The following is a 12,243-nucleotide window of genomic DNA, read 5'->3' as shown; positions in this document are numbered from 1 at the left end:
ATTCGTCTCGACCTCCGTGTATTTTACTTAATCATATCACGTTAGCTCGGTACGACATCTATCCTAACAGAGGGGGCCATAAACATTCCCCCGTTTGTGATTATTATTACTGCTTTATGTGTGCAAAATTCTCTTTCAAGGATTTTACATTTTCATTCTATTTTAGCTGTAACAAAATTGCAATAGTTTTTAGAAAAATTATGTGAAAAAATTTTTTGCAAAAATATGTTTATTAGAGAAAAAAAGATACATAACAAATTATAAACGGAAGATTTAAAATCTGATTAGGTGAAACAAAGGTAGATGGGGCAAGGCTTTCGGCAGTTTAATAAATTTGAAAATTTATATTTTTTAAAAAATAATTATAAGAATATATTATTCGTTTTTATGAGAAATAGTAATATTCAAAAAATGAATTACTTTACAGAAAAGTGATTTCTGTATATTCAGAAAGTTATATTCATAAAAGAAATGGTATAAAAAAAGGAAAAAACTGTCCTGAAAGCGTAAAGCCTTCGAACAGTTTTTCAATGATTTTATGGGAAATAATTGAATTCTTCATAATTTTTTTGAATAATTTTTAAAAACTTAGTGGGAGACGTCCTGTACAGAAATGCCTGTATGTGCTTTCACCCGAATTTCTTTGTATATACGTTCTGCTTCTGCTTGTTGCACTTTATGGGCAGTGAGAATAGAACCTAAATAGCCTGCAATGAAGCTTAAAGGAATTGTAATAATCGCTGGCACCGCCAAGTTCACTATTGGCTCCCCGACAAATATAGCATTTCCTGTAGGGCTCCAGATGTTCGGCCCGAGAGCACCTAAAATCAAGCATGACACCAATCCTGTAACCATTGCAGCGACAGCGCCGTTTGCATTGAATTTTTTCCAATAAATCGTGTAAAGAATTACTGGCAGATTGGCAGATGCACCGATACAAAACGCAAAGGATACTAAGAAGGAAACATTCAAGCTTTGCGCAAATAGAGCTAATACAATAGAAACTATCGCAATGGAAATCGAACCAATGCGTGCAGCCAAAACTTGCTGTTTTTCCGTTAATTGACCATCCTTCAAAATTTCGCCGTAAATATCATGGGAAATCGCGGATGCGCCCGTTAATACTAAACCTGATACGACCGCTAAAATCGTTGCAAAGGCAACAGCGCAAATAAATGACAATAAAATATTTCCGCCTAAAAATTCAGCTAATAGCGGGGCAGCAGTATTACCGGCAGCGTTTTCTGCCTTAATCGCATCGAAACCTACGAAATGCATCGCGCCAAAGCCTAGGAATATTGTTAAAGAGAAGAAAATAGCTGTGATCCATGTCGTCCAGGAAATAGATGCACGAGCTGTTTTTGCGTCCTTAACAGTAAAGAAGCGCATTAAAATATGAGGTAAACCGGAAGTGCCCAACACTAATGCAAGCATCATCGAAACAGAATCAATCGTAGACGTATATTTAACGCCAGGCACTAAATACTCGTCACCGTAATTCGTGCTTACCGTGTCGAACATTTTCACTAAATTAAAATCAAATTTCGAGAATACTAAAAATGCCAGTAATGTCGTACCGAACAATAAAAGTCCTGCTTTAATGATTTGCACCCATGAAGTTGCTGTCATTCCACCAAATAGTACGTATGTCGTCATCATGACACCAACGATTAAAACAGCCAGCCAATATTCAATACCGAATAAAAGTTTAATCAATGCACCCGCGCCAACTAACTGTGCAATCATATATAAAATTACAATAATGATCGTACCAGTCGCCGCAACCCCGCGAATGCGTTTTTCGTTGAAACGTGCTGTCAGCATATCTGCCAACGTATAGCGACCTAAGTTACGCATTGGCTCAGCAATAATATATAGTAGAACTAAGTTTGCTACAACATAGCCGACAGAGAAGAAGAAGCCATCAAAGCCTGTTAATGCAATCGCGCCGGAAACCCCTAAAAAAGCAGCAGCCGATAAGTAGTCTCCAGCAATTGCAAAACCATTTTGCCAGCCTTTCAGACCGCCGCCAGCCGTATAAAAGTCACTTGCCGAAGAGGTTCTTTTTGCCGCAACATATGTAACGATCAAAGTTAAACCTACAATTCCAAGAAAGAATCCTGCAGAAACGAAATTCATCGCTACACACCCGCCTTTTCATATTCATGTAAAACAGCAGCGGCAGCTTTATCAAATTTTCCTGCCATTTTTACATAGACCGTACATAAAACAATTGTCATAATGAAGAGAGCCAGCGAGTATACCCATACCCATGTAATACTTCCAACAGCCTTCTGTTGTAACACAGGGGTAAAGGCTAAAACCGGCAATAAAATGTAAAATGTCAAAAAAGCTATCGTCATACCAAACAAAAATGTGTTTTTTTTCTTAACAAATTGATTAAATGACTCCATGCGATCAATTAAGTCGTAGTTGACCGAGTCATGTTTCGCTGAGTATTTCTCCCCTAAACCGCTCAACGGAATTCCCCCCTTACGAATTATTATTCTGTTCTAAACGTAATATTACTTTATAAAACTGTTAACAGTACCCATTGTAAGAGGGAATTCTTTATAATGCAATAACATTTTTTCTGAAAAATCGGAATCGTCCAACACGTCATGAAGTAGAATTATTAAGTATTATTTAGAGAAAAACGACTTTCATATTTTTTGAACCTATGCTGAAATATTATTCAAGAATTCAAAACGATAAAATATAATATTAAAGCAGAAAATAAATAACATTAAGCAAGATATAATATTTCGTTACTCTAATATAATGGAATTCCTGTATTTATTTAAGTTACGTCAAATTGTACTATAACACATGCGGGATATTAAAAATTTGATATATTGCCAATTTGAAAAAATTTTAATGTAGAAACTTGAAGAAGTTTAATCGATAAAATAAAAGCAAAAACATTATAGTGTAAATTTGATTTGTTGTCAGAAAAAATACGGGTTATTATAAGTTTGGCATCAAAAAAGTGATAAAAGGAGCGTGCCATGTTAAATTTAACAACTGGTCGATGTATTTTTAAAAGGTATACAGCTGAAGATCTGCATTTTGTGTCACAGCTTGTAACAGATCCGCTCGTAATGAAATATATAGGGGACGGCAGAGTAAAAGATGAGGCATATGCAGCACAATTGATTGAACGGATGCAGGTCCAATACGAGGATTTTGATGAGTATGGTTTACATAAATTACTTCATCGGCACACAGGAGAGTATATCGGACATGCCGGTCTTGTGGCACAAATTATTGATAATGCATTTGAAATTGAACTCGGCTACTGGATTAAGCGTGAATATTGGGGGCAAGGCTATGGATTTGAAGCTGCACATGCGTTAGCGAATTACGCCAATGAGGAAATGTGGCTGCATCGCTATATTTCAGCAATCCAAGTAGGCAATGAAGCATCGAAGAGAATTGCCCTAAAAAATGGTATGCGCCTAGAAAAGCAAATTGAGATGGAAGGGAAACCGGTTGAAATTTATGTAATTGAAAATGATATCGAAATGGATGATGAATAAATCGTGAGAAGTTATTTTATAAGCTATGAAGCATTTAAACAAAAAGGGGGATCGATCAAAACAACGACGATTGTGTATGATGAGCTTCTTCCCATTCTAATCATGCATATGGAACGTTTAGATAAACAATTTTCCCTTATTATTAATGGGCATTTGCCAAAGCCTTTACATGAAATCCTCGATGATGCATTTGAACAAAGTCATATGTATAAGGCTTTTTATACACAGCATTGTGCAAATCGCAGTTATCGTTATCGTAGTTTGTCCAAAAATCGTGTGAAAGTGGAATTTACGCTTAGTTATCGCATGAATCGTACGGAAGAAAAACAGATGCTTGAAGAAATTGCATCTACACTTCAGAAAATTACAAAGCCTGAAATGTCCACGCTTCGAAAGGTTGCGGCGGTGCATGATTATATCGTAAGAACATATAGCTACGAATTGCATACGGATGGTTCTCCGTTTGCGGTGTCTACGTTTATGGCGGAAAAGCGTGGTGTGTGTATGGCGTATGCTTTGCTGTTTGAAAAAATGATGGATGAGCTGAATATTCCTTGTCATTATGTTATAGGGAGAGCGGATGGAGAAGGAGATGCCGGACATGCTTGGAATATGGTTGAAATTGATGACCATTGGTATCACATTGATGTGACTTGGGATGATATTGGCCATGTATATGAGCATCATGAAATCCGTTATCGTTATTTTTTGCTGACGGATGAACAAATTGCAAAAAATCATCAATGGGATTTAGATATTTATCCACCATGTACGAATGAACGTTTCAATGCCATGCATAATCTTTATGATGCATGTATTGCCGGTGAAAATCTTATTTATCCTCACCCGGCAACGGCTTATTTAACGATGATGGCTCTAGATACGTTACAAACGAAGAAGCTGGCTGATGTGCGTGTTCAGTATTGCACTTTTGCAGACGGCTTTGTGTATATGAGCAATTATACAGACGGTGCGGCACTATATACATATGAAATGCAAACTGAAGAATTGATAAAGCTTAGCATGGATAAGGTAACATCAATTAAAAAGGATGACTATCATGTTATTGTTCATTTTGAAAATGGCAATACAAAACAGTTTGAAGTTGAACAAAATACGCAAGAGTTTATTCCAAGCACGCTTGCAGCAAATAATGCGCGGTATGCAGAGGTTCTCATGATGTCACTTGGCGATGATAGCTGGCTTGCGACTTTTGAAAGTGCGACAGATGAATTCCCGGCGTTTAAAAGCGGTGATGGTATCGAACTATATATTAACGAGCCGTTGAAGCAGTTGACCGTATCTTTGGAGCTTCATAAAGGCATTCGTCTGCAAATGACAGCAAATCGAAAACAAGTTCAATTTGAAAAAGCTGCAAAATTAGTTTTGCCATTATCTCTTGCACATGCATATATCCCGGCAATTGAAAAGCAATTAGGAAAGCATTTCGTTGTTTTAGAAGCGAATATCAATGTAGAAGTATATAGCAGCATTGCATTACAAACCAAAAAATAAAATATTTTAAGAGAAATTTCTTGCAGGAATTATTTCGGTTATTATTGAAAATGTAGGAAAGGGGGAATAACGATGAATGATATAAAGGAAATATTAAATAACTATTTTAATGCTTGGAATGCGGGGTTTATAAGCAAAAATGGCGATGGAATCAGAAATTATATGTCGGAAAGTTTTGTAGGATATTGGGCACATTCTAATATAGACAAACCTGAAACGTATTATTATGACTATGATTTAGATGGCGTTTTGAAACAAGAGGGCAATGCGGAGAAAAGTTTTGAGGCATTTTCAATCACTGAACGCAAAACCGGTAAAGAATTTTTAGTTTCAGGAAAAGAGACTAGTTTAATAAATGGCAAACCTCATGCTGCCCAATGCATGTTTGTCTGGAGAAAAGAAAATAGTGAATGGAAATTGTTAAGAGAATATATAGAGCTGGAAAGATAGGTTTTTATCCGGGTCAAGTAAGCTTATTTGCAGAAAATGATTTTGCTGCATAAGAATCCATTTAGATTGATGCTTTGGATAAATGGATTCTTATTATGTTTAAACCCCAAATTTAAATGTATTACAAAATTAATGTCTTTTTCTATGTTTTGTCTCACTATTATAAGTATACTTAAGGAACGAGATACAACTTCCTATAATATATATTATGTCGATGTCCCTATTTTAGATTCGAATTACAATGGTGACGTTCTACTTCTGTACTGTAATTATTAAAGAACTTGAGATCCTTATATAGACAGTTCCCAAGTTCTCTTCTATAGTATATTATTCTATTTCACAATTAAAGCTGGGCAATGAACTCGCTTCATTACTTTATGGCTGACACTGCCCAACACTATCTCTTGTAATGAATTCAAGCCACGGCTACCAGTGATTACAAGATTAACTTTTTTCTCATTTGCATATTTAAAATTTCAGGGCCAGGTGTACCATGTAAAATTGAAAATTTAAATTGTTACCAGCGGATTGTAAAACTTCCTCTTTTGGCGTTACTTTACGTTTACGCTCCAACATTAAACTTTCGCTGGACTTTGCATGTAAAACACCTGTTTTAGCCTTCTTAAAATCTGCAACATATACCATTTCGATTAATGAAACATCTGAAGCTATTTTCACCGCTTCTTTGGCGGCACGCACAGCATTTTCAGAACCGTCAACGGCTAAAAAATATGTTGATGCATAAAGAATCTTCCTTTAATGTGACACACTTGAACATTCTATAATTGTTTATAGAGTTTTTCGCTCGCAGGATTCATGCCGATAATGGCCACTGTTTTCCCCTGCTTTTCTAGCTTGGTTAAGACATTCACCGCTGATTCATCCCATAGTATCAGTCCGGGAAATTTACACTTTTAGATATTTAAAATGAGACAGGTATTAGTAAATCAACGCTGTATCGTTATCTTGAGAATATAGAATAAAGGACCTATAAAAAAGCATCTGTGGTGTGCAGTTCACAACAGATACTTTTAAATATTTTCATTATTTAATAACTGTTCTTTTCCCGAAAATTGATTTTAAAAGAGGTGGAGTTACAATTGTCGTCACAATAATGACAATAATAATTGATGTATAATAACTTGCGGGTAGTAATCCCCCTTCAAGCCCCATAGCAGCTAGTATAAGTGCAACTTCACCTCGAGAAACCATTCCGGCACCGACACCCATCGATGATTTCGTATTGAAACCAGCTAATTTTGCACCTAATCCAGAACCAATAAATTTGGAAACGACTGCAATTATTGAAAATATAATAATAAACCCGATTTGATTTCCAATTCCATCAAATGAGACAGCCAATCCAATACTTACGAAGAAGAATGGCACAAAAATCCCATAAGCAATGGGTTCCACTTTATGTTCAATTTCTTTCTTAAATTCCGTTTGTGCAATCGCAATACCAGCAAAGAAGGCACCGATAATACCTGCTATACCCAGGAATTCCGCGAAGTATGATAAACCGAAACAAATAATCAAGCCCGCACTTAGAACGGATTCAGTTACTTTAAATTTCTTAAACACCTGAATGAATTTTGGAATAAACCATTTTGCAAGAACGATTAGAACGGCAAAGAATAACAATTTCTTCCCGATTAATAACCCAATATTTGTATCAGATCCCGCAAAGAAGCTCATTGCGACAGCTATTAAAATGACAACGACAATATCGTCTAATACGGCTGCACCTAGTAACGTCGATCCTTCCTTACTATTTATCCAACCTAATTCACGTAATGCTTGAACAGAAATACTGACAGATGTTGCAGAGAGTAATAATCCAATAAAAATTGATTCCCCTACTGACATCCCGTAATAATGAGCCCCTGCGTAGCCTAAAATTATCGGCAGGATGATACCACCTAAAGCAACATAAATTGCAGCTTTTTTATTTTTATTCATTTCTTGCAAATCAGTTTCGAGTCCTGCTAAAAACATTAACAGTAAAACCCCAATTTGACTAAATACGGTTAATAGTTCCGTATCATGAACCCAACCAAGTATGGCTGGACCAAGAATAATACCAACAATGATTTTTCCTAATACAGATGGTTGCCCAATTTTCGCAGCTACATGTCCAGCGAGTTTTGTAGCAAATAAAACGATCACAATTTGCAAAATAAACATAAATTTCCCCTTTCAATGCAAAAAAAGACAAGGCGCTGCCATAGTTGACTATGGCTCCACCTTGTCTTGCACTTGTTATTTAATTTAATGTTCTTGACTTTATTATAATATACTTTTTCTATTAATTACAAGCATGGAGTATGATAAATACGACATCAAAAAAGAATTCTTATAAAGAACCTCTTCTTTCTAGTAACATATTGTCTTTCCATTCCCCATCAGGTTGAGCAATCTTTTCCCGCACCCCTACTATTCGAAAACCATTTTTTTGATGGTGAATTAGAATTACGTCATCCTGAACCGGGGTTTTATATTGTCGAAATGAAAAGCTATGGTCGTGCGCCAACCTTTTTAATGGCAACTGGCTATGAGCAAGTTCGTTCCATTGTCGCATACTTGACAGGTGATCTCGAAGGTGCTCGTAAAGTAGAACTAGATCTACCTGAAACTGGTGTATGTAGTTTAGATTTAAATAGTACCAGCACTTCTAACTGCTGTTAAAAAAATACCCCCTTGAAGCCATTTCAAGGGAATCTCTTTATCCCCATAAAATTATTTTTTTAATTCTTCGTTTACGAACTGCTCGATACGTGCACCGATTGCATCACGCACTTGCTGGAACACTGCCCATTTTTCTTCCTCTGTGCCCGTAGCTTTTGCTGGGTCTTCGAATCCCCAATGCTCACGACGTACGCCTGGTGGAGTCATTGGACACTTATCTGCTGCATCCCCACAAAGTGTTACGACAAATGTTGCTTTGTTTAGAATATCTGGATTAATCAAATCTGAAGTGTGGTGAGAAATATCAATACCCACCTCATTCATTGCCTTAACCGCATTTGGATTGACACCATGTGTTTCAATACCTGCAGAATACACTTCCCAATCTTCCGGTAATAGCTTCTGTGCCCATCCATCTGCCATTTGCGAACGGCAAGAGTTTCCTGTACATAAGAAATATAGTGTTTTTTTTGTCATTGAATAAACTCCTTTAATTAAAAAATAAGTAATGTAATATAAAGTCCGATTAGCGTAAAGATTAAGATAGGTATTGTTAACACGATCCCCGTTTTAAAATACGTACCCCATGAGATTTTCACTCCTTTTTGTGACAGTACATATAACCAAACGAGAGTCGCGAGTGATCCAATTGGCGTTATTTTTGGTCCTAAGTCTGAACCAATAACGTTTGCATATATTAATGCTTCACGTAACGTACCATCTGTCGTCGTTTCTGCAATTGCTAATGCATTGACCATCACTGTTGGCATATTGTTCATGACAGATGATAGAAATGCCGCAATAAAGCCCATTCCAACTGTTGCTGCGAACAACCCTTGCTCTGCTGTCCATTTGATTACACTAGCTAAATCGGGCGTTAATCCTGCATTCCCTAGTCCGTAAACAACAACGTACATCCCAATTGAGAAGAATACGATATTCCAAGGTGCACCTTTCACAACAGCTTTTGTATCGACGACAGAACTTTGTCGTGCCATAACTAAGAAGAAAACTGCAATAACGCCTGCTACAAGAGAAACTGGTACGCCAATAAATTCACTTGAGAAATAGCCAACTACTAAAATAGTAAGTACAAACCAAGATAACTTGAACATTTTCATATCTTTGATCGCAAGGCGTGGTTCCTTTAACATCGATTCATTGTATTCACGTGGAATTGATTTGTTAAAATAAATCAGTAGCACAACAATCGTTGCTACAAGCGAGAACAAGTTTGGGATAACCATACGCGAAGCATATTCCACAAACCCAATATCAAAGAAGTCAGCTGACACGATATTGACTAGGTTACTCACTACAAACGGTAAGCTCGTTGTATCTGCAATAAAACCACTCGCCATAATAAACGGGAAAATCATTTTTTCGCTAAACTGTAAATTACGCACCATCGCTAACACAATTGGCGTTAAAATCAGTGCAGCTCCATCATTCGCAAATAATGCAGCAACAACTGCTCCGAGCAAACTAACATACACAAACATTTTGATACCGTTACCTTTTGCACCACGCGCCATATGAAGTGCAGCCCATTCAAACAAACCAATTTCGTCTAATACAAGTGAAATTAAAATAATCGCAATAAACGATAATGTGGCGTTCCACGTAATATCAATTACTGTCCCGACATCATTAAAATCAACAACACCAACAAGTAATGCGATGACAGCCCCACCCATTGCAGACCAACCTATATTAAGTCCCTTTGGCTGCCAGATGACAAAAATCAGTGTTACGATAAAAATGAGTGCCGCAATTAAAAACATATTCAATTTTTAGCCCTCCACACATTCAGAGTTAATTTTACATCCACAGGTCAGATCTTCATTAATTGAAGCAATTATATTTTGCATTAACGAAGTTTGATTTTCTTGGATGCGATAATGCTTCCATGTTCCTACCTTGCGTTCTGTAATAATGCCTGCCTCCTTTAGTTTACGTAGATGCTGACTCACAGCAGGTTGTGAAATTTTAAGAACGTCCGTAAAATCACAAACGCATACTTCCCCTTTTTTTAAACAGGCTAAAATACGTAAACGATTGGCATCTGCAACAGCCTTCAATTGTTTTTCCATTAAATCGAGCTCCATTTGAACCACTCCTTAACTATATAATAATATACTTATATTATAGCCAAAAAATAAATCACTATATAATGATATGATTATATTATGCTGTGAACATTACTTTTGCAACCATAATATTTTATTTTCAATAATAATTAGGAAAATGCCTAGGGAAATATTTGATGTAAAGGGGACTAGCAAATAAAATATGCTATTAGTTCCAGGCATCCCGAAAATATACTATTTTCCCGGACGGGTTTCCTTTTTATTTAGAAAATCCGGGCACTTATATTTGGGCTCTTCTGCTTCAATCTACTGGCTTTAAAAATGATTTTTAAACTCTTGCATCACCGTATTTACTTCAATTGGAATAATCATAGATGCCTTATCTCCAATAAAAATTATAGAGCCACCTAATAAATATTTTTGTGAGGCTTTTATTTTTTGTTTTTCAATAGACTGTCTCTCTATCTGCACTTTAATACTATATACTTTTTTATACCTTTCCACCACTTGCAATTTTCTTCGATCATGGTTAACTGAAATTGATTTAGTATTTAAAACCCTTGATATGCTGCAATTGGGTCCAAGTGATTTAGATAATTAAATTTTTCAATATTTCTATGTTTCATTATAAGCTTATGCATTATTATGCTATGAGGGCATTCTACTCCATTTGCCTGACGCTGTTAAGGTACATAATACGTACCATCCTCATTAAAAAGTTGGTTTCATAGTATTTAATACGCGGTTAAAAGTTAGCTTTCCTGTCTTTTTACATTATTTTAAAACGCGCCTCGTGTTTCGACCTGTCATATTCAAAACACGAGGCTTAAAACAATTTATTAAATTTTAATTAAAATTTAAAATAAGCGGTTTAAATTCGCCATTTCAATTGCGGAAACTGCACTGTCATAGCCTTTGTTGCCTGCCTTTGTACCAGCGCGCTCAATTGCCTGTTCGATGTTTTCCGTCGTGACAATCCCGAAAATAACAGGAACACCAGTATCTAATCCAGCTTTAGCAATACCTTTGGCAGCCTCGTTGCATACATAATCATAGTGCGTCGTTGAGCCGCGAATAACTGTGCCCAAACCGATCACCGCATCATAATTTTTCGTTTCCGCCATCTTCTTTGCGATAAACGGCACTTCAAATGCGCCTGGTACCCATGCAATATCAATATTTTCCACATCTACGCCATGGCGCTTTAATCCATCCATCGCACCGCTTAATAATCTGTCATTAATAAATTCATTGAATCGTCCAACTACGATCCCAATCTTTAATTCTGTACCTACTAATTGTGCTTCAAAAACTTGCCCCATAATAATTCCCCTTTATATTGTCAATGTATTTTCTTTTACGTATTTCACTAAATCTTCTATCGTAATAAACTTCAATTGAAATTTATGCGCTATCTTTTCAAGCTCTGGCATTCTTGCCATCGTTCCATCCTCATTCATAATTTCGCAAATAACCGCAACTTCGTTAAATCCGCATAGCCGGGCAAGTTCGACGCTTGCTTCTGTATGCCCGCGACGTTCTAAAATACCGCCGTTCTTCGCAATTAGCGGAAATACATGTCCTGGCCGATTAAAGTCTTCTGACATTGAATTCTCATCTAAAAGTGCCAATATCGTTTCGGAACGTTCAAACGCACTTATGCCAGTAGTCGTCGTTTTATAATCAATGCTTACTGTGAACGCTGTCTGATGGGCATCCGTATTGCGCCTTACCATTGGTTCAAATGCCAGCCGGTCAGCAATTTCAGCTGAAATCGGTGTACAAATTAAACCGCGGCCATGCACAGCCATAAAATTTATATTTTCGGGTGTCGCAAACTGCCCGAGCACAACAAAATCCCCTTCGTTTTCACGATTTTCGTCATCGACCACAATAATTATTTCACCATTTCTTAATGCAGCGATCGCTTCTTCTATTGCATTCATGTTTTTTCCACTCCT

The 12,243-nt window shown here is 36.7% G+C and carries 11 protein-coding genes and 4 pseudogenes; 4 read left to right on the top strand and 11 right to left on the bottom strand.

What is annotated here, in order from left to right; genetic code table 11:
- Nucleotides 1-588: 588 nt before the first annotated feature.
- Together ACTHOQ_RS15645 and ACTHOQ_RS15640 are read right to left on the bottom strand one after the other, a co-directional pair.
- A complete protein-coding gene (locus tag ACTHOQ_RS15645) occupies nucleotides 589-2,139 on the bottom strand; it encodes a solute symporter family protein (protein WP_440497078.1) in 1,551 nt (516 codons plus the stop codon).
- Nucleotides 2,140-2,141: 2 nt separating this feature from the next.
- Nucleotides 2,142-2,480, bottom strand: coding sequence for a DUF485 domain-containing protein (locus tag ACTHOQ_RS15640; RefSeq protein WP_440497077.1), 339 nt, complete (start codon nucleotides 2,478-2,480; stop codon nucleotides 2,142-2,144).
- Between the two features lie 528 nt (nucleotides 2,481-3,008).
- Between ACTHOQ_RS15640 and ACTHOQ_RS15635 the strand changes: the two genes are divergently transcribed.
- The 3 genes from ACTHOQ_RS15635 (at nucleotide 3,009) to ACTHOQ_RS15625 (ending at nucleotide 5,504) form a co-directional block, all read left to right on the top strand.
- A complete protein-coding gene (locus ACTHOQ_RS15635) occupies nucleotides 3,009-3,539 on the top strand; it encodes a GNAT family N-acetyltransferase (RefSeq protein ID WP_440497076.1) in 531 nt (176 codons plus the stop codon).
- A 3-nt stretch (nucleotides 3,540-3,542) separates the two neighbouring features.
- Entirely contained in the window at nucleotides 3,543-5,054 is a 1,512-nt protein-coding gene (locus tag ACTHOQ_RS15630; protein ID WP_440497075.1) for a transglutaminase domain-containing protein, read from the top strand.
- A gap of 72 nt (nucleotides 5,055-5,126) precedes the next feature.
- Nucleotides 5,127-5,504, top strand: coding sequence for a nuclear transport factor 2-like protein (locus ACTHOQ_RS15625; RefSeq protein ID WP_440497074.1), 378 nt, complete (start codon nucleotides 5,127-5,129; stop codon nucleotides 5,502-5,504).
- Nucleotides 5,505-5,836: 332 nt separating this feature from the next.
- Here ACTHOQ_RS15625 and ACTHOQ_RS15620 read toward each other — a convergent pair.
- The 3 genes and pseudogenes from ACTHOQ_RS15620 to ACTHOQ_RS15610 all read right to left on the bottom strand — a co-directional run.
- A pseudogene (locus ACTHOQ_RS15620) lies at nucleotides 5,837-6,254 on the bottom strand (universal stress protein).
- Between the two features lie 294 nt (nucleotides 6,255-6,548).
- On the bottom strand, nucleotides 6,549-7,691 hold the full coding sequence (locus tag ACTHOQ_RS15615) for a cation:proton antiporter (RefSeq protein ID WP_440497073.1): 1,143 nt from the start codon (nucleotides 7,689-7,691) through the stop codon (nucleotides 6,549-6,551).
- A gap of 169 nt (nucleotides 7,692-7,860) precedes the next feature.
- Nucleotides 7,861-7,965: pseudogene (locus tag ACTHOQ_RS15610) on the bottom strand (GNAT family N-acetyltransferase); the annotation flags it as partial.
- Between ACTHOQ_RS15610 and ACTHOQ_RS15605 the strand changes: the two are divergent.
- Nucleotides 7,965-8,192, top strand: a pseudogene (locus ACTHOQ_RS15605) (flavoprotein); the annotation flags it as partial. The pseudogenes ACTHOQ_RS15610 and ACTHOQ_RS15605 overlap by 1 nt on opposite strands.
- A gap of 51 nt (nucleotides 8,193-8,243) precedes the next feature.
- Here ACTHOQ_RS15605 and arsC read toward each other — a convergent pair.
- From arsC to ribB, 6 genes and pseudogenes are all read right to left on the bottom strand, one after another.
- Nucleotides 8,244-8,669 (bottom strand): arsenate reductase (thioredoxin), encoded by a 426-nt coding sequence (arsC, locus tag ACTHOQ_RS15600; RefSeq protein WP_440497072.1) that lies wholly within the window; start codon nucleotides 8,667-8,669, stop codon nucleotides 8,244-8,246.
- A gap of 17 nt (nucleotides 8,670-8,686) precedes the next feature.
- A complete protein-coding gene (locus ACTHOQ_RS15595) occupies nucleotides 8,687-9,976 on the bottom strand; it encodes an arsenic transporter (RefSeq protein ID WP_440497079.1) in 1,290 nt (429 codons plus the stop codon).
- Between the two features lie 9 nt (nucleotides 9,977-9,985).
- Nucleotides 9,986-10,300, bottom strand: coding sequence for an ArsR/SmtB family transcription factor (locus ACTHOQ_RS15590; protein WP_440497071.1), 315 nt, complete (start codon nucleotides 10,298-10,300; stop codon nucleotides 9,986-9,988).
- 297 nt (nucleotides 10,301-10,597) lie between these two features.
- On the bottom strand, nucleotides 10,598-10,795 hold the full coding sequence (locus ACTHOQ_RS15585) for a hypothetical protein (protein ID WP_440497070.1): 198 nt from the start codon (nucleotides 10,793-10,795) through the stop codon (nucleotides 10,598-10,600).
- A gap of 344 nt (nucleotides 10,796-11,139) precedes the next feature.
- Nucleotides 11,140-11,604 (bottom strand): 6,7-dimethyl-8-ribityllumazine synthase, encoded by a 465-nt coding sequence (gene ribH, locus ACTHOQ_RS15580; protein ID WP_440497069.1) that lies wholly within the window; start codon nucleotides 11,602-11,604, stop codon nucleotides 11,140-11,142.
- Between the two features lie 39 nt (nucleotides 11,605-11,643).
- Nucleotides 11,644-12,228 (bottom strand): annotated as a pseudogene (ribB, locus tag ACTHOQ_RS15575) (3,4-dihydroxy-2-butanone-4-phosphate synthase); the annotation flags it as partial.
- Between the last annotated feature and the right edge of the window lie 15 nt (nucleotides 12,229-12,243).

The organism is Solibacillus silvestris, from assembly GCF_051967575.1.
Lineage (GTDB): Bacteria > Bacillota > Bacilli > Bacillales_A > Planococcaceae > Solibacillus > Solibacillus silvestris_B.
Note: the sequence above shows the minus strand (reverse complement) of the source record. Positions and strands in the feature narration are given on the sequence as shown.